Annotated in this window: 22 protein-coding genes; 17 read left to right on the top strand and 5 right to left on the bottom strand. The window is 71.3% G+C overall.

Annotated features, from left to right (window positions below; genetic code table 11):
* The first annotated feature begins 1 nt into the window (after nucleotide 1).
* From ASF45_RS14495 to ASF45_RS14480, 4 genes are read left to right on the top strand one after another with little or no spacing between them, the layout of a single operon-like run.
* Nucleotides 2–973, top strand: coding sequence for a nitronate monooxygenase family protein (locus ASF45_RS14495; RefSeq protein ID WP_056663518.1), 972 nt, complete (start codon nucleotides 2–4; stop codon nucleotides 971–973).
* Entirely contained in the window at nucleotides 970–2,526 is a 1,557-nt protein-coding gene (locus tag ASF45_RS14490; protein WP_056663515.1) for an AMP-binding protein, read from the top strand. Before ASF45_RS14495 ends, ASF45_RS14490 begins: the two co-directional genes overlap by 4 nt.
* 27 nt (nucleotides 2,527–2,553) lie before the next feature.
* The gene (locus ASF45_RS14485; protein ID WP_056663512.1) at nucleotides 2,554–3,543 is read left to right on the top strand and encodes a tripartite tricarboxylate transporter substrate binding protein; all 990 of its coding nucleotides are present in this window, start codon (nucleotides 2,554–2,556) and stop codon (nucleotides 3,541–3,543) included.
* Nucleotides 3,544–3,586: 43 nt separating this feature from the next.
* Complete coding sequence (locus ASF45_RS14480; RefSeq protein WP_056663509.1) at nucleotides 3,587–3,988, top strand: RidA family protein; 402 nt, start codon at nucleotides 3,587–3,589, stop codon at nucleotides 3,986–3,988.
* 68 nt (nucleotides 3,989–4,056) lie between these two features.
* On the opposite strand, the gene ASF45_RS35310 is transcribed toward ASF45_RS14480, so the two are convergent.
* A complete protein-coding gene (locus tag ASF45_RS35310; protein WP_063887687.1) occupies nucleotides 4,057–4,392 on the bottom strand; it encodes an EF-hand domain-containing protein in 336 nt (111 codons plus the stop codon).
* A gap of 163 nt (nucleotides 4,393–4,555) precedes the next feature.
* On the opposite strand from ASF45_RS35310, the gene ASF45_RS14470 reads away from it, so the two are divergent.
* The 4 genes from ASF45_RS14470 to ASF45_RS14455 all read left to right on the top strand — a co-directional run bounded on the left by ASF45_RS14470 (nucleotide 4,556) and on the right by ASF45_RS14455 (nucleotide 7,526).
* Complete coding sequence (locus ASF45_RS14470; RefSeq protein ID WP_056663503.1) at nucleotides 4,556–5,131, top strand: cob(I)yrinic acid a,c-diamide adenosyltransferase; 576 nt, start codon at nucleotides 4,556–4,558, stop codon at nucleotides 5,129–5,131.
* 109 nt (nucleotides 5,132–5,240) lie between these two features.
* A complete protein-coding gene (locus ASF45_RS14465; RefSeq protein ID WP_235580919.1) occupies nucleotides 5,241–6,167 on the top strand; it encodes a DMT family transporter in 927 nt (308 codons plus the stop codon).
* Complete coding sequence (locus tag ASF45_RS14460) at nucleotides 6,164–6,868, top strand: glutathione S-transferase family protein (protein WP_056663497.1); 705 nt, start codon at nucleotides 6,164–6,166, stop codon at nucleotides 6,866–6,868. The genes ASF45_RS14465 and ASF45_RS14460 overlap by 4 nt, the downstream gene beginning before the upstream one ends.
* Before the next feature lie 43 nt (nucleotides 6,869–6,911).
* Nucleotides 6,912–7,526 carry a TetR/AcrR family transcriptional regulator gene (locus ASF45_RS14455; protein ID WP_056663495.1) on the top strand — a complete coding sequence of 205 codons (615 nt, stop codon included), beginning with the start codon at nucleotides 6,912–6,914 and terminating at the stop codon, nucleotides 7,524–7,526.
* On the opposite strand, the gene ASF45_RS14450 is transcribed toward ASF45_RS14455, so the two are convergent.
* The gene (locus tag ASF45_RS14450; RefSeq protein WP_056663491.1) at nucleotides 7,498–7,920 is read right to left on the bottom strand and encodes a hotdog fold thioesterase; all 423 of its coding nucleotides are present in this window, start codon (nucleotides 7,918–7,920) and stop codon (nucleotides 7,498–7,500) included. The genes ASF45_RS14455 and ASF45_RS14450 overlap by 29 nt on opposite strands.
* A 151-nt stretch (nucleotides 7,921–8,071) precedes the next feature.
* Here ASF45_RS14450 and ASF45_RS14445 point away from each other — a divergent pair, with 151 nt between their 5' ends.
* The 4 genes from ASF45_RS14445 (at nucleotide 8,072) to ASF45_RS14430 (ending at nucleotide 13,040) form a co-directional block, all read left to right on the top strand.
* Nucleotides 8,072–9,343 (top strand): AsmA-like C-terminal region-containing protein, encoded by a 1,272-nt coding sequence (locus ASF45_RS14445; RefSeq protein ID WP_056663488.1) that lies wholly within the window; start codon nucleotides 8,072–8,074, stop codon nucleotides 9,341–9,343.
* 131 nt (nucleotides 9,344–9,474) lie between these two features.
* Nucleotides 9,475–9,906, top strand: a complete 432-nt coding sequence (locus ASF45_RS14440; protein ID WP_056663482.1) for a GNAT family N-acetyltransferase — start codon at nucleotides 9,475–9,477, stop codon at nucleotides 9,904–9,906.
* Nucleotides 9,907–9,970: 64 nt separating this feature from the next.
* On the top strand, nucleotides 9,971–11,980 hold the full coding sequence (locus tag ASF45_RS14435) for an acetoacetate--CoA ligase (RefSeq protein WP_056663477.1): 2,010 nt from the start codon (nucleotides 9,971–9,973) through the stop codon (nucleotides 11,978–11,980).
* 4 nt (nucleotides 11,981–11,984) lie between these two features.
* Complete coding sequence (locus ASF45_RS14430; protein ID WP_056663475.1) at nucleotides 11,985–13,040, top strand: DUF72 domain-containing protein; 1,056 nt, start codon at nucleotides 11,985–11,987, stop codon at nucleotides 13,038–13,040.
* On the opposite strand, the gene ASF45_RS14425 is transcribed toward ASF45_RS14430, so the two are convergent.
* The 3 genes from ASF45_RS14425 to ASF45_RS14415 are packed head-to-tail and all read right to left on the bottom strand — an operon-like array spanning nucleotide 13,041 to nucleotide 15,072.
* A complete protein-coding gene (locus ASF45_RS14425; protein ID WP_056663472.1) occupies nucleotides 13,041–13,619 on the bottom strand; it encodes an amino acid synthesis family protein in 579 nt (192 codons plus the stop codon). It abuts the gene before it with no gap.
* A gap of 31 nt (nucleotides 13,620–13,650) precedes the next feature.
* Nucleotides 13,651–14,550 carry a DMT family transporter gene (locus ASF45_RS14420; RefSeq protein ID WP_056663468.1) on the bottom strand — a complete coding sequence of 300 codons (900 nt, stop codon included), beginning with the start codon at nucleotides 14,548–14,550 and terminating at the stop codon, nucleotides 13,651–13,653.
* Between the two features lie 3 nt (nucleotides 14,551–14,553).
* Nucleotides 14,554–15,072, bottom strand: coding sequence for a flavin reductase family protein (locus ASF45_RS14415; protein WP_056663466.1), 519 nt, complete (start codon nucleotides 15,070–15,072; stop codon nucleotides 14,554–14,556).
* A 197-nt stretch (nucleotides 15,073–15,269) separates the two neighbouring features.
* On the opposite strand from ASF45_RS14415, the gene ASF45_RS14410 reads away from it, so the two are divergent.
* The 5 genes from ASF45_RS14410 to ASF45_RS14390 all read left to right on the top strand — a co-directional run bounded on the left by ASF45_RS14410 (nucleotide 15,270) and on the right by ASF45_RS14390 (nucleotide 19,579).
* On the top strand, nucleotides 15,270–15,527 hold the full coding sequence (locus ASF45_RS14410; protein ID WP_056663464.1) for a hypothetical protein: 258 nt from the start codon (nucleotides 15,270–15,272) through the stop codon (nucleotides 15,525–15,527).
* A 122-nt stretch (nucleotides 15,528–15,649) separates the two neighbouring features.
* On the top strand, nucleotides 15,650–17,974 hold the full coding sequence (locus ASF45_RS14405) for a xanthine dehydrogenase family protein molybdopterin-binding subunit (protein ID WP_056663461.1): 2,325 nt from the start codon (nucleotides 15,650–15,652) through the stop codon (nucleotides 17,972–17,974).
* An 83-nt stretch (nucleotides 17,975–18,057) separates the two neighbouring features.
* Nucleotides 18,058–18,315, top strand: a complete 258-nt coding sequence (locus ASF45_RS14400; protein ID WP_056663458.1) for a ParD-like family protein — start codon at nucleotides 18,058–18,060, stop codon at nucleotides 18,313–18,315.
* 10 nt (nucleotides 18,316–18,325) lie between these two features.
* On the top strand, nucleotides 18,326–19,117 hold the full coding sequence (gene map, locus ASF45_RS14395) for a type I methionyl aminopeptidase (RefSeq protein WP_056663722.1): 792 nt from the start codon (nucleotides 18,326–18,328) through the stop codon (nucleotides 19,115–19,117).
* Nucleotides 19,118–19,171: 54 nt separating this feature from the next.
* Nucleotides 19,172–19,579, top strand: a complete 408-nt coding sequence (locus tag ASF45_RS14390) for a GFA family protein (RefSeq protein ID WP_056663455.1) — start codon at nucleotides 19,172–19,174, stop codon at nucleotides 19,577–19,579.
* The last annotated feature ends 14 nt before the right edge of the window (nucleotides 19,580–19,593 follow it).

The raw sequence follows: 19,593 nt of genomic DNA, 5'->3' as shown, positions 1-19,593 counted from the left end.
CATGACCACACAGCCGCTGCGCGCGCTGTTCGCGGAGCGGCTGCGCCTGCCGCTGATCGCCGCCCCGATGTTCCGCGTGTCGGGGCTGGATCTCACGCTCGCGGCCTGCCGCGCCGGTGTGGTCGGCTCCTTCCCCACGGTCAATTGCCGCAGCGTGGCCGAGCTGGACGACTGGCTCACGCGGCTGGAGGCCGAACTCGGTCCGCAGGACGCACCGTTCTGCCCCAACCTCATCATGCGGCGCGAGAACCTGCGCGAGGAGCTGGCCTGTTTGCTGCGCCACCGCGTGGAACTCGTCATCACGAGCGTGGGCGCGCCCGATTCCGCTGTAGCGCCGCTGCACGACATCGGCTGCAAGGTGCTGGCCGACGTGGCCTCGGTGCGCCATGCCGAGAAAGCGATTGCGGCCGGCGTGGACGGCCTCGTGCTGCTGACGGCCGGCGCGGGCGGGCAGACCGGCTGGGCCAACGGCCTGGCCTTCGTGCGCGCCGTGCGGGCCTTCTACGACGGCCCCATCGTGCTGGCCGGCGGCGTCTCCGACGGCGCGGCGCTGCTGGCCGCGCAGGTGGCGGGGTGCGACCTGGGCTACATGGGCACCAAGTTCATCGCCACCGACGAGAGCATGGCCGAGGACGGTTACAAGCAGATGCTGGTGGACAGCCGCCTGGACGACGTGCTGCTCTCGCGCGCGTTCACGGGGCTGGAGACCAACACGCTGATCCCGTCCATCGTGGCCGCGGGCCTGGACCCCAAGGCCCTGCCCACCGACATGACCGCCGAGCGCGCGAACGCGCTGTACGGCAGCGGCGGCGAAACCAGCATCCGGCGCTGGCGCGACATCTGGAGCGCGGGGCACAGCGTTTCGGGCGTGGACCGGCGCGGCAGCGTGGCCGCACTCGTGGAACAGACGGCGGCCGAATACAAGGCGGCTGCGCAGGCCGCCATGGCCTGGCTGCCCGGAGCGGCGCGATGAACGCTGCGCACCAACATCCCACCTACTGCGGCCTCGTGCTGCGCGCGCTCGCGCGCTTTCCGGAGCGCGTGGCCTTCCAGACCGCCGAGCGCCAGGTGCGCTACGCCGAGGCCGCAGACTTCATCGGCCGCACCCAGGCCGTGCTGCAGGCCGCCGGTCTGCAACGCGGCCAGCGCGTGGCGCTGCTCAGCGCCAACCGCTGGGACAGCTGGTGCGCCGGCGTCGCGGCCCAGGCCCTGGGCGCGGTCGTGACTTCGCTGCACCCGCTGGGCGCACTCGACGCCCACCTCTACCAGCTGGCCGATGCCGAGGTCAGCCTGCTCATCGTCGACGCCCAGGGCTTCGGCGAGCGGGGCGGCGAACTGGCCGCGCGCTGCCCGGGCCTGCAGGTGCTCACGCTGGGCCCGGCCGGCTATGGCCAGGACCTGCTCCAGCTGGCCGAAGCCCATGGCACGGCCAACGCGATGGACCTCTCGCAGGCCGGCGGCATCGCCACGCTGAACTACACGGGCGGTACCACGGGCCAGCCCAAGGGCGTGGTCAAGACCTCGGCCGCCAACGCGCTGATGTCACTGACCGTGATGGCCGAGTTCGAGCTGCCGCGCCGGCCCAGCTTCCTGGCCGTGGCGCCGATCAGCCACGTGACCGGCACCAACGTGCTGCCCGTGCTGTGCAAGGGCGGCACCGTGCACCTGCTCGACCGATTCGACCCCGAGCGCATGCTGGCCACCATCGCGCGCGAACGCATCAACTTCGCGCTCATGGTGCCGACCATGGTCTACGTGCTGCTGGACCATCCGGGCCTGGCGAAGCACGACCTGTCTTCGCTGGAACTCGTGCTGTACGGCGCCTCGCCGATGTCGCCCGCGCGCCTGGGCGAAGCCTTGGAGCGCATCGGCCCGGTGTTCTCGCAGCTGTACGGCCAGTCCGAGTGCTACCCGATCGCCGCACTGCCCAAGGCCGACCACGACCCCGCGCGCCCACACCTGCTGGCCGCCTGCGGCTTCGCCAGCGCGGCCTGCGAGGTCGCGCTGCTCGACGACCAGCTGCAGCCCGTGGCGCAAGGCGAGGCCGGCGAGATCTGCGTGCGCGGTGGCATGGTCATGCGCGAGTACTGGCGCCAGCCCGAGCGCACGGCCGAGGCCCTGGCCGGCGGCTGGCTGCACACGGGCGACGTGGCGCGCCGCGACGCCGAGGGCCGGTTGTACATCGTGGACCGCAAGAAGGACATGGTGGTCTCGGGCGGCTTCAACGTCTATCCGCGCGAGGTCGAGGACGTGCTGAGCAGCCACCCGGCCGTGGCGCAGGCCGCCGTGATTGGCGTGCCCGATGCCAAGTGGGGCGAGGCGGTCAAGGCCGTGGTCGTGCTGCGGCCGGGCCAACAGGTCGAGGCGGAGGCACTGATGGCGTTGGTGCGCGAGCGCAAGGGTGCGCTGCACGCGCCCAAGCAGGTCCAGTTCGCGGACGCGCTGCCGCAGACGGCGCTGGGCAAGATCGACAAGAAGGCGCTGCGCGCGCAGGAATGGGCCGGCAGCGGCCGCAACGTGGCCTGAGCCACGCACACAACAACCGGAGACAACATGCCTGACATTTCTTCGGCACGCCGCACGCTGTGCGCCGCGCTGGCCTGCAGCTGGACCGTCGCTAGCGCGCAGACCGCCGACCCCGCGCCCGACTTCCCGAGCAAGCCTGTGCGCATCATCGTGAACTCGGGCCCCGGCGTGTCCACCGACATCCTCGCGCGCCAGATCGGCGCGCGCCTGGCCGAGCAGTGGAAGCAGCCCGTGGTCGTGGAGAACAAGCCCGGTGCCAGCGGCACGCTGGGAGCTGACTTCGTGGCCAAGAGCCCGGCCGACGGCCACACCTTGCTGATCGGCGTGACCAACCTGGTGCAGACGCAGTTCCTGATGCGTTCGCTGCCCTACGACTTCTCGCGCGACCTGCAGCCCGTGGCGCTGCTCGCGCGCGGCCCCAACGCACTCGTGGTCGCCGCCAATGCGCCCGTCAACACCTTGGCCGAGTACATCGCGCGCGTGAAGTCGCAGCCCGGCAAGCACGCCTACGGCACCTACGGCAACGGCACCACGGCCCACATCTGGGGCGAGACCTTCCGCCGCCAGGCGGGCCTGGACACCGTGCACGCGCCGTTCAAGAGTTCGGCCCAGATGCTGACCGATGTCACGGGCGGCCAGATCGGCGCGGCCTGGCCCGACCTGGCCTCGGCCATGGGCCTGATCCAGGGCGGCAAGCTCAAGGTGCTGGCCGTGACGGGCAGCCAGCGCCACCCCAGCCTGCCGCAGGTGCCGACCTTCGCGGAGAGTGGCATCCAGGGCCTGGAGCCCTATGGCTGGTACGGCATCTTCGCCCCGGCCGGCACGCCCGAGAAGGTGGTGCGCAAGCTCTCAGCGGCCTGGGTCGACGCCGTGCACGCCGCGCCCATCCACACGCGCATGGTCGACATGGGCCTGGTGCCGGTCGGCGAGCCGTTCGACGCCTTCGCCACCATGCTGCGCACCGACACACCCATCTGGGGCAAGGCCATCCAGGACGGGGGCATCACGCTCGATTGAGGGTGCGAACATGGCCGCCCGTCCACCAACCCAGGGAGCCGCCATGTCCACCACCATCGAACACTTCGCCCCGGTCCGCGCCAAGACGCCGCCGCTGTCCTCCGCCACGCGCGTGGGCCATCTGGTCTTCGTCTCCGGCACGCCGGGCTACCACGACGACGGCCGCATCGACGAGGACGACTTCGCGGCCCAGTTCGACCAGGCCCTCGTGAACCTGCGTGCCATCCTGGCCGAGGCTGGCAGCAGCCTGCGCGGCATCGCCAAGGCCAATGTGCTGCTCACGCGCGCGCAGGACGTGGCCGAGATGAACGTGCGCTACGCGCTGGCCTTCGGTCCTGCGCCGTTCCCGGCGCGCACCACCTGCGTGGTGGCGGCGCTGCCCGACCCGCGCATGCTGATCGAGATCGAATGCGTGGCCGTGGTGCAGGACGGGGCCGGTTCATAGGCCTTGCGCGTGCTGCCCGCTGAACGGCGCGCAGCGCAGCTGCCGGGCGCTCCATGCCCGGCCATGCGTCAGTCGATCACGCCGCGCTGGAATTCCTCGCGCGACAGGGTGCGGTTGCCGTTGCGGTCGATCTCGTCGAAGCGCTCGGCCACGGCCGGCAGGCGTTGCGCCTCCTCGCGGCTGAGGCGGCCATCGCCGTTGGCATCGGCACGGTCAAAGGCTGCATCGACGCGCTGGTGGGCCGCGTCGCGTGCGGCGCGCGGCGCGCTCTGCTGCACCTGGGCCTGCACCAGGGTGCCGTACTCGCGCGCGTGCACCGCGGCGCCCGTGCCCCCCATCACCAGTGCGGCGAACAGGGCCAGGCTGTGTTCTTCGAAGCGGGCGAGGGGGCGGAACTTGCGCATGCAGAACAGGTGGTCGGAGTGATCAAGCTGCCATTGCAGCAAACGCACGCGCGTGGCGCCAGCACTCTTGCGCCCTGTTGCCGGGCTCACATCTGGCGGCGCGACTTCACATTTGGAAGCGGCACAATGCCTCGCTTTGCACTCACCACCACGGGGACATGGCATGGGCAAGCGCCTCACGCAGATCGCCACGCGCACCGGCGACGATGGCACCACCGGCCTGGGCGACAACACGCGCGTCGCCAAGGACAGCCTGCGCATCACCGCCATCGGCGATGTCGACGAACTCAACTCTCACCTGGGCCTGCTGCTCTGCGAGCCGCTGCCGGCCGAAGTGCGCGAACTGCTCGTGGACGTGCAGCACCAGCTGTTCAACCTGGGCGGCGAGCTGTCGATCCCGGGGTTCGAGCTGCTCAAGCCCGAGGCCCTGCTGCAGCTCGACCAGGCCCTGGCCGACCACAACGCGCAGCTGCCGCGCCTGGCGGAGTTCATCCTGCCGGCCGGGACGCGCGCCGCAGCGCAGGCCCATGTGTGCCGCACCGTGGCGCGCCGCGCCGAGCGGGCCGTGGTCGCGCTGGGCCGCGCCGAGGCCGTGCGCGAGGCACCGCGCCACTACCTGAACAGGCTGTCGGATCTGCTGTTCGTGCTGGCGCGCGTGGTCAACCGCATGGACGGGGGCGACGACGTGTACTGGAAGAGCGAGCGCATGGCGCGCGCCGAGGGCGACAGCGCCGACTGAAGACGGGCCGCTGGCCGCAGGGCGGCGCTGCGACGGGGCCACCGCGACGGTTTTATATCGATCGATCTAGAATTCATTCTTCATCGATCACCGGATGCCGCGCAGCCCCATGCCCGCACGCAACGAAACCACGCCCCCTTGGCTGGCGGGCTTGCTCTGGGCTGGCCTCACCGTGACCATCTTCGCCGGCTGGTTCGTCGTCACGCGCTTCAGCGTGACGCGCGAACTGCGTCTGTGGGATGTCACCGCGTTGCGCTTCGGCGTCGGCGCGCTGCTGCTGTCGCCGGCCTTGCTGCGCCGCGGCCACCGGCTGCCGGCCGCGCGCTGGGGCGAAGGCCTGCTGTATGCCTGCCTGTGGGGCTTGCCCTTCGTGCTGCTGGTGGCGTTCGGTTTGCAGCGCACCTCGGCCGGCCAGGCCGCTGCCATCGCGCCGACGCTGATGCCGGTGTTCGCCGGGCTGTTCGCCTGGGCGGTGCTCAAGGAGCTCCAGGGCCGGGTGCGCTGGCTGGGCCACGGGATCATCGTGGCGGGCATCGTGTGCATGGTCGCCGCCGGGGCCGCGGCACACGGCATGGCCGATCCGCTGGGGCTGGCGGCGCTGGCGTGCGGATCGTCCATGTGGGCGGTCTACACACTGCTGTTTCGCCGCAGCAGCCTCACGCCCGTGCAGTCGGCCGCGCTGATCTGCGTGTGGTCGGCGCTGCTGTTCCTGCCGGTCTACGTGCTGGGCGGGTTGAGCCGGCTGGGCCAGGCCTCGGGCGCTGAGATCGCGCTGCAGGTGCTGTACCAGGGCGTTCTCATGAGCGGCGTGGCGATCGTCTCGTTCAACCGGGCCGTGGCGCTGCTGGGGCCGGCGGCGGCCTCGGCCATCATCGCGCTGATCCCGGCCGTGGCCGCGCTGGCCGCCATTCCCGTGCTCGGCGAATGGCCTGCACCGGTAGAGGCCGCGGCACTGGCCTGCGTCGTCGGCGGCGTGCTGCTGTCGGCCCGCCGGGCCCCTTCCATCACCACCACCCACGGAGACCGCACACCATGATCCGCTTCTACTTCCACCCGACGCCCAATCCGGCCAAGGTCGCGCTGTTCCTCGAGGAAACCGGCCTGGCCTGCGAAACCGTGCCGGTCGACACGAGCAAGGGCGAGCAGCACGCGGCGGCGTTCCGCGCGGTCAACCCGAACGGCAAGGTGCCGGCCATCGTCGACACCGAAGGCCCCAGCGGGCGCGAGGCGCGCGTGTTCGACTCGACCGCCATCCTGCTGTACCTGGGCGAGAAAACCGGGCAGCTGATGGGCACGCCGGCCGACCGGCCCGAGCTGCTGTCGTGGCTGATGTTCATCGCCTCGGGCCTGGGACCGTTCTCGGGCCAGTCGGTGCACTTCCAGCATGCCGCGCCGGCCGGGCTGGACTACGCCGTCACGCGCTACCGGCGCGAGGCCGAGCGCCACTACCAGGTGCTGGACCAGCATCTTCAGGGGCGCGACTTCATCGTGGGCGACCAATACACCATCGCCGACATCTCGGCCTGGGGGTGGATCGACCGGGCCGCGCGCGTGCGCAAGGGTGAGGCCGAGCCGCTGGCGCCGTTCCCTGCGCTACAGCGCTGGTTCGCCTCCGTGGATGCGCGCCCGGCCACGGCGCGTGCCCGCGCCATGCTGAAGAGCCACGCCTTCAAGAGCGTCAACGACGACGAGACCAAGCGCGCGCTGTTCCCCACCAACTACGCCCCCATCGTCTGACCGCAGGCCGGCAGCCCAGCGCACGCGACGGGAGGAAGGAACCATGGCACGCCCCCGCCAGTTCGACGAAGCGGCCGCGCTCGATGCGGCGATCCGCTGCTTCTGGTCGCGCGGCTACGCGGCCACCTCGGTGCGCGATCTGGCCGAGGCCATGGGCATCACCGGCCCCAGTCTGTACAACGCCTTCGGCGACAAGCGTGCGCTGTACCTGAAGGCCATCGACCACTACGTGGAGAACGGCTTTTGCGACCGCGTACGGCGCTTCGAGCACCAGCTTGCGCCGCACGCGGCGATCGCTGCCTTCTTCGACGAGATCGTCGCGCTGTCGCTGGCGGACGCCGAGCACAAGGGTTGCCTGGTCGTGAACGCGGCGCTCGAGGTCGCGCCGCACGACGCGGAGTTCCAGGTGGCGCTGGCGGCGGTGCTTGGCGACATGGAGTCGTTTTTCCTGCGCTGCGTGCAGGCAGGGCAGGCCGATGGCACGGTGAATGCCACACAGGCAGCCACCGACCTCGCGCGCATGCTGCTGGGCCTGCTGATGGGCTTGCGGGTGCTGGCGCGCGCGCGGCCCGAGCCTGCCCTGCTGCGCGGCATGGTCCGGCCGGTGCTGGCGCTGCTGCAGACCGGCGTCAGCGCGGTGCCAGCACCGCCATCGTGATGCGCGAGACGCAGGTCAGCTCGCCCGCTTCGTTGACCAGGTCGATCTGCCACACGTGGGTGCTGCGGCCCATGTGCACCGGCCGCGCGGTGCCGGTGACCCAGCCGCTGGTGGCGCCGCGCAGGTGGTTGGCATTGATGTCCAGGCCCACGGCGCGCCAGTCCTCGGGCACGGCGAAGGCCGCGCCGCACGAGCCCAGCGTCTCGGCCAGCACCACGCTCACGCCGCCGTGCAGCAGGCCGTAGGGCTGGCGCGTGCGCGCGTCGACCGGCACGCGGCCGCGGATGAAATCGTCGCCAACCTCGAGGAACTCGATGCCCAGGTGTTCCACGGCCGTGCCGCGGTTGCCCTGCGTCAGCAGCTCGACGGAGATCGGTTTTTTCCAGATGGGCATGGTGGACTTGGGCAGCAGCGGTTGGTCGTGGGCAGCGCCGCACTATACGGGGCGGCCGGCCAGGCCGCTGGCCCGCAGGCGACATGCGCCTACGCGCGCATGCGCTCCATGGTCGGGTGGCGGCGTGCGTCGCGGGAGCACACTGCGCGCCATGCGCAAGACCTTGCTCGCCCTGGCCGTCGCCGTGCCCGCCGCCGCGGCACTGGCGGCATGGTGGTGGTTGCCCTCCAGGGAGGAACTGGCCGCGCGGCTGGCCCAGGAGGCCGAGGCCGCGCTGGGCGTGGGCGTGCGCGTCGGCGCGCTCGACTGGCGGCTGCTGCCGCGCCCTGCGCTGGAGTTGCGCGACATCGCCACCGACCAGCAGCGCCCGCTGGAACTGCGCCGCGTGCTGGTGCAGCCACGCCTGCTGCCACTGCTGGCCGGCCGCATGGAGCTGCACAGCCTGGAACTCGATGGCGGCACCATCGTGCAGCGCTCGCTGCGCGAATTCAGCCGCGCAGCGCCCAAGGAGCCGGATCGCGAGGCGCCTGCTTTGGAACTGGACCGGCTGGCGATCCGCGACCTGACCTGGGTCTCGTACAGCGGCGTGGCCGTGGTGTACGCGGGCGATGTCGAATTCGACGCCGGGCTGCAGCTGCGCCAGGCCAGGTTCTGGCGGCCCGGCCTGGAGCCGGTGGCCGATCTGCGGATCACGCGCCTGGCGCCCGCGCCGCAAGCGGCCACGCAGCGCTTCGGCCTGCGCCTGCGCCTGGCCGGCGGCAGCGCCGAGGGCGAAGCCACGCTGCACACCGCGGCCGACGGCCGGCTGCGCCTGCAGGGCGAACTGGCGCCGCGCGGGGTGGAGCTGCAGCAGGCGCTGGCTGCCTTCAACCGGAATTCGCCGGTGGAGGGAAAGGCCGACGGCCAGACCCGTCTGTCCGCCACCGGCGAGAACGCTCTGGCCCTGGTCCAGGGCCTGCACACGGCCACGCGCTTCACGGTGCGGCCGGCCACGCTGCTGCGCTTCGACCTGCAGCGCGCGGTGGACACGCTGGGCCGCGAACACCAGGGCCAGACGCGGCTGGACCTGCTGGAGGGCCAGGTGGACACGCAGAACACGCCGGGCCAGGGCATGGAGATCCGCTTCACCGACATCCGCGCCCAGGCCGGCGCCCTGACGGCCTCTGGCTCGGCGCGGCTGCACCAGAGCCGGTTGCAGGCCAAGGCCGCGGTCGATGTGGTCGACGGTGTGGTCGGCGTGCCGATCTCGGTGCGCGGGCCGCTCGGCGACCTGCAGGTGCAGGTCTCCAGGGCGCCGGCGATCGGCGCTGCCGCCGGCACCGTGGTGCTGCCAGGCATCGGCACGGCCATCGGCGCGGCGATCGGACGCATGCTGGGCGGGGACGACGTGCCCGAGCCATCCCAGCCAGCGCCCCGGCGCTGAGCCCCCGTCGGTCTTCCGTCGGCGCTGCCGCCATCGTCCGGAGGGCCAGCCCTGGGGTGTGGCTCGGGGACCCGGCCTGGAGCGGCCCGACTGCGCTACGCTGCCAGCTTTCGGCCGACACGGAGAACCGCATGCCGCTGCAATGGAAGTACGACACCGAGTCCGTCGACTGGGAGGCGCTGTCCGCGCTGTACCGCGCCGCGCCGCTGGGCGAGAAGCCGCCGCAGCTGCTGCAGACGGTGTTCGGCAACAGCATGTTCAAGTGCTTTGTCTACGACGGCGCGCGGCTCGTGGCGGCGGGCCGCGTGCTGGCCGATGGCGCCGATTGCGCCTACGTCTGCGACATCGCCGTTCTGCCCGAGCAGCAGGGCACGGGCCTGGGCAAGCAGGTGGTGCAGCACCTGGTGGACGCTGCGCGTGGCCACAGGAAGATCCTGCTGTATGCCGTGCCGGGCAAGGAACCGTTCTACCGCCGCTTCGGCTTCCTGCGCATGAGGACGGCGATGGCGATCTTCGAGAACCAGGAGGCGCAGCTGGCGCGCGGCTACCTCAGCGAGGACTGACGGCCTGCCTATCATGCAGGCCGCAGGCGCCACGCACGGCGCCGCCAGGAGGAGATACCAGCACATGCGATCCGACCCGACAGACCGCACCCCGCACATCACGCACTACCTCGACTGGCTGCAGCGCACGCGCGGCCTGGCCTTCGCCGACTACGACGCGCTGTGGCGCTGGTCCACCACCGACCTGGAAGGCTTCTGGCAGAGCATCTGGGACTACTTCGCCATGCAGTCGCCCACGCCGCACCACGCCGTGCTGGCCAACGACGCCATGCCGGGCGCCGAGTGGTTCCCCGGCGCCCAGACCAACTACGCGCGCCAGGTGCTGCGCCATGTGGACGCGGCCCACGCCGCGGGCTGCCCGGCCATCGTCAGCGACAACGAGCGCGGCCAGCGCCGTGACCTGTCCTGGCCCGCGCTGCGCCGCCAGGTGGCGGCCCTGGCCCTGCACCTGCGCGCCCAGGGCGTGCAGCGCGGCGACCGCGTGGCCGCCTATCTGCCCAACATTCCCGAGACCATGGTGGCCTTCCTGGCCGTGGCCAGCATCGGCGCGGTCTGGAGCGTCTGCGCGCCCGACATGGGCCAGGCCGCCGTGCTCGACCGCTTCCGCCAGATCGAGCCCGTGGTGCTGATCGCCTGCGATGGCGTGACCTACGGCGGCCGCGACCTGGACCGCGCCCAGACCGTGGCCGAGCTGCGCGCGGCCCTGCCCAGCGTGCGCCACCTGCTGGTGCTGGACAACCTGGGCGGCCGGCCGCCCGTGGCCGGCAGCCATCCGCTGGCCGCGGTGCTGGCGCGCGACGACGCCGATACCGCCGCCTTCGAGCCCGACTGGCTGCCGTTCGACCACCCGCTGTGGATCGTCTACTCCAGCGGCACCACGGGCCTGCCCAAGCCCATCGTGCACGGCCACGGCGGCATCGTCCTGGTGGCCCTGGCGCTGTCCACGCTGCACAACGACATTGGCTGCAGCTACGAGGGCCCGGGGAAGGGCGAGCGCTTCCTCTGGTACAGCACCACGGGCTGGATCATGTGGAACTGCCAGGTCGCGGGCCTGCTGGCCGGCACCACCTGCTGCATCTTCGACGGCAGCCCGGGCGGCAGCCGCGAGCAGCCCGACTGGGAGGTGCTGTGGCGCTTCGCCGACAGCACGGGCGTGACCTTCTTCGGCGCCGGCGCGGCCTACTTCGCCAACTGCATGAAGGCCGGCGTGGACCTGGCGCGCTACCCGGGGCTGGCGCGTGTGCGCGCGCTGGGGACCACGGGCTCGCCGCTCGCGGAAGACGTGCAGCGATGGGGCACGGCGCAGTTCCAGCGCCTGGGCGTGCAAGACATCTGGTGGTGCAACATCTCGGGCGGCACCGATTTCGCGGGCGGCTTCATCGGCGGCCTGCGCACGCTGCCCCTCGTGCCGGGCAAGATGCAGTGCCGCATGCTGGGCTCGGCCGTCGAGGCCTGGAGCGATGAAGGCAAACCGCTCATCGGCGAGGTCGGCGAACTGGTCTGCACGCGGCCCATCCCCTCGATGCCGCTGCACTTCTGGAACGACCCTGGCAATGCGCGCTACCTGGCCAGCTACTTCGACACCTTCCCTGGTGTCTGGCGCCATGGCGACTGGCTGCGCGTGGACCCCGACGGCAGCTGCGTGATCTTCGGCCGCAGCGACGCCACCATCAACCGCCACGGCCTGCGCATGGGCACCAGCGAGATCTACAGCGCGATCGAGGCGCTGCCCGAGGTGCTGGACGCCATGGTGGTCGATCTCGAGTACCTGGGCCGGCCGAGCTGGATGCCGCTGTTCGTGGTGCTGCGCGACGGGGCGGTGCTGGACGATGCGCTCAAGGGCCGGCTCAACGAGGCTGTGCGCCGCGCGCTGTCGCCGCGCTTCGTGCCCGACGCCATCTTCCAGGTGCCCGAGATCCCGCGCACGCTGTCGGGCAAGAAGCAGGAGCTGCCGATCAAGAAGCTGCTGCTGGGCCAGAGCGCCGACAAGGTGCTCAACCGCGGCACCATGGCCAACCCGGCCTGCCTGGCCTGGTACGAAGACTTCGCGCGCCGGCGCGCGGCCGAGGGCTGAGGGCTTGCAGGACCGGCTGTTTCCCGAGGCCGAGGCGCCTCCAGTGGCGCCGCCGCCAGCACCGGCACCGCCCGCCGTGGCCGCGCCGCGCTCGCGCCTGCGCCAGGTCAGGCCCGCGCCCTGGCCGACAGAGTTGGCCGACCTCGCGGCGCGCTTGCCCGAGCGGCTGCATCTGGGAACCTCGTCCTGGTCCTTCCCGGGCTGGGATGGGCTGGTCTGGGAGGGCGAGTACACCGAATCCATGCTCGCGCGGCGCGGCCTGGCCACCTACGCCCAGCACCCGCTCATGCGCGCGGTCTCGCTGGACCGGGCCTTCTACCAGCCCCTGACCGTGGCCCAGTACGCGGGCTACGCCGAGCAGGTGCCGCCGGACTTCCGCTTCGTGGTCAAGGCGCCCAGCGTGGTCGCCGACGCGCTGGTGCGGCGCGAGGACGGGCAGGGCATGCGGGCCAACACCGGCTTCCTCGATCCGGGCCTGGCCTGGTCGGCCTTCGTCGAGCCGGCTCTGCAGGGGCTGGGTGCCAGGGCTGGCGCGCTGGTGTTCCAGCTGAGCCCGCTGGCGCCGGCCATGCTCGGCCGCATGCCGCACTGCATCGAACGCCTGCAGGCCATGCTGGCCGCGCTGCCGTCCCTGGCGCAGCTGCGCGCGCAGGCGCCCGACCTCGTGATCGCGGTGGAGGTGCGCAACGCCGAATGGTTGACGCCGGCTTTCGCCGAGGCCCTGCGCGCCAGCGGTGCCACCTACTGCCTGGGCGGCCACGCCAAGCTGCCGCCGATCGCCGAACAGCTGCCCGTGCTGCGCGCGCTGTGGCCTGGGCCCATGGTCTGCCGCTGGAACCTGAACCGCCTGCACGGCGCCTATGGCTACGAGGACGCCAAGGCGCTGTACCTGCCCTTCGACAAGCTGGTCGACCCGGACCTGGAGACGCGCACGGCGCTGGCCCGCGTGGCGCGCGCGACCACGGCCGCGGGCCACCACGCCTACCTCACGATCGGCAACAAGGCCGAGGGCTCGGCGCCACTGACGGTGGAGGCGATGGCGCGGCTGCTGGCCGATTGATCAGCGCTGCCCGTCGTGGACGGACACGTTCTCCTTGAGCAGGCCGCCCAGCCGCGAGTGCACGCGCCCGCCCGTGCCCATCACGAGCGCGAACAGGATCTCCTTGGGCCGCGGCGCATCCTGGATGCCGACCTCGATGCTGTTGAAGTGGCTGCGCACGTAGCAGGCGTGGATGTAGTGCACGGGCACCATGAGCCGGTAGCCCGCGCCGGCCACGGCCTTGGCCGCCGGCACGATGGCCTTGGGCTCGCCCAGCACCGTGCGCATGGCCCAGCCGCCGGCCTCGTGCCAGACGGCGCCGTGTTCCATCTCGCCATCCACGCCCACGATGGCGGCCTTGCTGTAGACCTCCACCTTGTCGCGGCCCAGCGTGTCCACCAGCTCCTGCGCGAGCAGCGTGCCGAGGCTGCGCAGCTCGGCCATGAAGGGCATCAGGTCGGGCTCGTAGCGGCCCGCGTAGGGGTTGCGGATCACGGCGCAGGCCGCGGCCAGCTTGAGCGGCGTCTCCACCGGTGGGCCACCCTCGTGGTAGGTGGTTTCGATGGTCAGGCTGCGCTTGCGGATCTCGATCAAAGACATGGGGCTTCCTTGCAAGGGAGGAAAGGGGCGATCATCGCCGAAGCGGCGCACGGTTGACCAGCCAGATGCCGGCCGCCACGAGCGCCATCGCGCCCAGCAGGCTGGGCGTCAGCAGCTCGTGCAGCGCCAGCGCACCGAACACCAGCGCGCACAGTGGCGTCAGGAAGATGAAGGCCGACAGCCGCGTGGCCGGGTAGCGGCCCAGCAGCCACATCCATGCCAGGTAGCTCGCGAAGGCGCCGACCACGGTCTGCAGCAACAGCGAGGTCACGACGAAAGGCGTGAACTGCACGTCCCAGCGCTCGCCCATGGCCAGCGACAGCGGCGGGAACAGCAGCGCGCAGACCGCCAGCTGGTAGAACAGCAGTTTCTCGGGCGCCAGCCGCGTGAGGCCCGTGGCGCGGATCAGCACCGTCGTCAGCCCCCACAGCAGCGCCGCCAGCAGCGATAGCAGGTCGCCGCGCCAGGTGTCCAGCCCGGTGCCGAAGCCCTCGCGCAGCGCGAAGGCCACGGCCACGAAGGCGAAGGCCAGCCCGGTCCACTGCGCGGGCCGCAGCCGTTCGCTCGGCACCCACCAGGGCAGCAGCAGCGCCACCCAGAACGGCGAGGTGTACAGGAACACCGTGGCGCGCGAGGCCGTGGTGTGCACCAGGCCCAGGTACAGGCAGACGAACTCGCCGAAGAACAGCAGCCCGGCGGCCAGCCCGGCCTTGAGCGAGCCGTCGCGCCCGAACAGCGCGATGCCGCGCCAGCGGCACCAGCCCATCAGCAGCAGCGTGGCCGCGACGAAGCGCAGTGCGCCCTGCAGCACCGGTGGCATGTGCGCGATGGTGGCCTTGACCAGCACCTGCTGGCCGCCCCAGAGCACGCAGCAGACCAGCAGCAGGCCGACCGCCAGGCCATCCAGGTGGTCCTTGCGCTGGGGTTGCATGGTTCAGAGGGGATGCTCGGTGTAGAAGCGCCCGCCATGGAACAGCAGTGGCGAGGCGCCGGGCCGGTGGGCGCAGTGCTCCACCTCGCCGACGAAGATGACGTGGTCGCCTTCCTCGTAGCGGCTGCGGTTGAAGCACTCGAACACGGCGGCTGCGCCGTCCAGCAAGGGTGCACCGGCCACGCCCTCGTGCCAGGCCACGCCGCTCCAGCGGTCGGCGCCGCGCTTGGCGAAGCGTTCGGCCAGCGCCTTCTGGTCCGAGGCCAGGATGTTGATGGCGTAGTGCGAGCCGGCGCTCAGCGCGGCCATGGACGAGGCCGCCTGCGCCAGGCTCCACAGCACCAGCGGCGGGTTCAGAGAGACGGAGTTGAAGGAATTGGCGGTCAGCCCGATCAGCTGGCCGTCGGCCCGGCGCGCGGTGACGATGGTCACGCCGGTGGCGAACATGGACAGGCCCTGGCGGAACTCGGCGGCGGAAAAACTCGGTGCGCGCGCTTGCGGCGGCACGGCGGGAACAGGCATGGACCGGGAATCTACCCGAACTGCCGGGTGGCCCCGCGCCGCGCCCCCGATTGGCGGGCCTCGCCAGGGCGAATGGTGGCGCGGCTGTCCTACGGCACCTCTGCTCGCTCTCCGACAACGCCGGCGCGTCGGCGGTCGCAGAGTTCGCAGCTTGCCCATTGCTGCCCGGCTCTGCCTGGCGGCCAGGAGAACACCACATGGCAGCCAACGACAGGCCCCCCGGCTCTTCCAAGCCCCGCGTCAACTACCTGCGCCGCCGTCCCCGGCCCGGGGCGTTGGTGCGGCCGGTCGACGACCTGGCCTTGCCGCACGAGCGCGACCAGTCTGAGCAGGGCATGACCGATGGCGGGGTCCCTGCCGAAGGCCGGCAGGCGCATGGCGACCTGCAGCGCGGTGTGCAGGACACCAGCAAGGCGCCCGAGATGGACCGCGCCTACCGTCACCAGAAGGACTGAACACCGGTCGCCCAGGCGCCGCACCGCGGCCCGATTTCTGTTAATTTCCGGCGCTGCTCCGCTTCGCAGCCATCCGGGCCCGCGAAGTGCCCGATGGACCCTGATCCCCGAAAGGCGCAGCTTTGGACACCCTCGCTTCCCCCACCCGTTTTGGCAGCGGCCAGGCGGTTCGCCGGCTCGAAGACGACGCTTTGCTGGCCGGCCGTGGCCAGTTCACCGACGACGTGGTGCCCCAGGCCCAGTTGCGCGCGGTGTTCGTGCGCTCGCCGTATCCGCATGCCAGCATCGTGTCGGTGGACGCCGAGACCGCGCGCGGCATGGCGGGCGTGGTGGCCGTCTACACGGGCGCCGATCTCGTGGCCAAGGGCGTCAAGCCGCTGCCGGGCACGGCCGGCTTCAAGCGTGCCGATGGCGGGCCGGGCGTCACGCCGCCGCTGCACGCGCTGGCGCACGAGCGCGTGCGCTTCGTGGGCGAGCCCGTGGCCCTGGTGGTGGCCGAGACGCTGCAGCAGGCACGCGACGCGGCCGAGGCCGTGTTCGTGGACTACGCCGAACTGCCCGCCGTGACCACGCTGGCGCAGGCCCTGTCCGCCGGCGCGCCGGTGTTGACCGAGGCCGCGCCCGACAACATCGCCGCCGAAATGCGCCACGGCAATGCCCAGGCCACGGCCGAGGCCTTCGCCCGCGCGCGCCACCATGTCACGCTGGACCTCACGCACCAGCGCCTGGCCGCGCTGACGCTGGAGCCGCGCAGCGTGTTGGCAGGTGTCGATCCGGACGATGGCCGGCTGACCATCCGCATGTCCACGCAGATGCCTTCGGGCGTGCGCAACACCGTGGCCGACGCGCTGGGCATCGCCCGCGAGCAGGCACGCGTGGTGGTGGGCGACGTGGGCGGCGGCTTCGGCATGAAGACCGGTGCCTACCTGGAGGACGTGGCCTTGGCGCATGCCGCGCACCAACTGCGCCGCAGCGTGAAGTGGGTGGCCGACCGCAGCGAGGAATTCCTCTCGACCTACCATGGCCGCGACGTGCAGACGCATGCCGAACTGGCCTTGGACGCGGGGGGCCGCATCCTCGCGCTGCGCATCGCTTCGCAGGCCAACGTGGGCGCCTACGCCACCGGCACCGGCGTGGCGATCCAGCTCTTGATCGGCCCCTGGGTGCAGACCAGCGTCTACGACATCCAGACCATCGACTTCCGCTTCCAGGCCGTGCTCACCAACCAGGCGCCTACCGGCGCCTACCGCGGTGCCGGCCGGCCCGAAGCCATCTTCAACATCGAGCGCCTCATGGACGAGGCGGCGCGCCAGACCGGCATCGACCGCATCGCGCTGCGCCGGGCCAACTTCATCCGCCCCGAGCAGATGCCGTACAAGAACCCGATGGCTCAGACCTACGACACGGGCGCCTTCGAGCAGCAGATGAACCAGGCATTGGCCCTGGCCGACTGGACCGGCTTTGACGCGCGCGCCAAGGCCTCGGCCGCGCGCGGCAGGTGGCGCGGGCAGGGCATCGCCACCTTCCTCGAATGGACCGGCGGCAACGTGTTCGAGGAACGCGTGACGGTGGAGGTGCAGGCCGACGGCATGATCGAGGTGTTCTCGGCCGTCAACGCCATGGGCCAGGGCATCGCCACCTCGCTCGCGCAACTCGTGGTCGACGCCTTCGGCGTGCCGGCCGAGAAGGTGCGCGTGGTGCTGGGCGACACCGACCGCGGCGATGGCTTCGGCAGCGCCGGCTCGCGCTCCATCTTCACGGGCGGCTCGGCCGTGCGCGTGGGCAGCGAGCGCACCATCGACAAGGCGCGCGCACTCGCGGCCAAGGAACTCGAGGCCGCCGCCGAGGACATCCGCTACGAACAGGGCGCGTTCACGGTGGCCGGAACCGACCTCAAGATCGGCCTGTTCGAACTGGCCGCGCGCCAGCCCGAGCGCCGGATCTTCATGGACTCCACCAGCAGCGTGGCCGGCCCGACCTGGCCCAACGGCTGCCACATCAGCGAGATCGAGCTCGACCCGCAGACCGGCGCCGTGGAGGTCGTGGCCTATGCCTCGATGAACGACGTGGGGCGCGTGATCAACCCGCTGATCGTGACGGGCCAGCTCGACGGCGGTGCCGTGCAGGGCATCGGCCAGGCGCTGTGCGAGGAGGTGGTCTACGACCGCGAGACCGGCCAGCCCGTGGCCGGCAGCCTGATGGACTACGCCGTGCCGCGCGCCGACATCCTGCGCGCCGACTTCGTCACGCGCATGGACCAGAGCGTGCCCTGCAAGAACAACCCGCTGGGCGTGAAGGGCGTGGGCGAGCTCGGCACCATCGGCGCCACGCCGGCCATCGTCAACGCTGTGGCAGATGCGCTGGCGCGCAACGGGCTGGCGGGCAAGACGACGCAGCTGCAGATGCCGGTGACGGCGGCGCGGCTGTGGACGCTGATGCACGGCTGAGCGGGTGGGCGCCCGCCCGCCCGCGCATGCGGCGATGCCGGCCGGCATATATGGTTCATATACGTTCCATATAGAATCTCCGCATGGGCATCGTCAAGATTTCAGACCTCATGCACGAGAACCTGCGCGTGGCAGGCAACGCGCTGAGCCGTTCCATCAACGCGCAGGCCGAGCACTGGATGCGCATCGGCATGCTGAGCGAGATGCATCCGGAACTCGACCACCGCGACATCTGCCAGATGCTGGTGCGGGCCGAGTTGGCGGGTGGCTTCGACATCACGGCGGCCGTGGCGCCACCGCCCAGCGGGAAGCCCCGGGTAGCAGCGAAGGCCAGGCACTGAACCGATGCTGATGCCGCGCACCATCGCCATCAAGTCGCCCGAGGAAATCGCCAAGGCGCGGAAAGCCGGGCGCCTGGCCGCAGAGGTGCTCAGCGTCATCGCACCGCATGTGGTGCCGGGCGTGAGCACCGAGGAACTCGACCGCATCTGCCACGCGCACATCGTGCAGGTGCAGCGCGCCAGGCCTGCCAACATCGGCTACCAGGGCTATCCGAAGACCGTGCTGACCTCGGTCAACCACGTCGTGTGCCACGGCATACCTTCGCCCGACAGGATCCTCAAGAAGGGCGACATCGTCAACATCGACGTGGCCGTCATCCACGACGGCTGGTTCGGCGACACCAGCCGCATGTTCTGCGTCGGCAGCCCGAGCCCGCTGGCGCGCCGCCTGGTCGACACCACCTACGAGGCCATGCGCGCCGGCATCCGGCAGGTGCGCCCCGGCGCCACGCTGGGCGACATCGGCCATGCCATCCAGACCGTCGCGCAGCACGCGCACTTCAGCGTGGTGCGCGAGTACTGCGGCCATGGCATCGGGCGCAACTACCACGAGGCGCCCGACGTGCTGCACTACGGCAATCGCGGCGAAGGGCTCCGGCTGGAGGCCGGCATGGTGTTCACCATCGAACCGATGCTCAACGCGGGCAAGGCCGGGACGCGGGAACTGGCCGATGGCTGGACCGTGGTGACCCAGGACGGCTCGCTGTCGGCACAGTGGGAGCACATGGTGGCGGTGACGCCGCAGGGGTATGAGGTGCTGACGGCGTGGCCGGAGGGCACCGGGGACTACGCGCCAGTGTGAGCCCGTCGCGGTGAGCGATCATCGAAGCGGTCCGCACCAACACCGAGGAACAGCATGAAAGTCGAAGGCCAATGCCACTGCGGTGCGATCGCGTTCGAGGCGCAGGTGGAACCGGGCACCACCACGGTCTGCCATTGCACGGACTGCCAGACGCATTCCGGCTCAGCCTTCCGGGCCAACATTTCCGCACCGGCGGCCAGCTTCCGGCTGCTGCGGGGCGAGCCGCGCACTTACGTCAAGACGGCCGCCAGCGGCGCGAAGCGGCTGCTCGCGTTCTGCGGCAACTGCGGCAGCCCGCTCTACGCCTGTGCCGTGGAAAAACCGCCGTCGTATTCGCTGCGCACCGGCGTGCTGCAGCAGCGGCATGCACTGGGCACACCACAGCGGGAGATCTGGACGCGTCGGCGCCTGCCTTGGGTGGGCCTGGCCGGCGTGGGGCAGAGCTGCGACGGCCAGCCGTGAGCGGCTCCCGTGCC

Origin of the sequence: Pseudorhodoferax sp. Leaf265 (genome assembly GCF_001422365.1) — a bacterium.
In the GTDB taxonomy this organism is placed as follows: Bacteria; Pseudomonadota; Gammaproteobacteria; order Burkholderiales; family Burkholderiaceae_C; genus Pseudorhodoferax.
The sequence above is the reverse complement of the archived record's forward strand: the minus strand, read 5'-3'. Positions and strand labels throughout refer to the sequence as shown.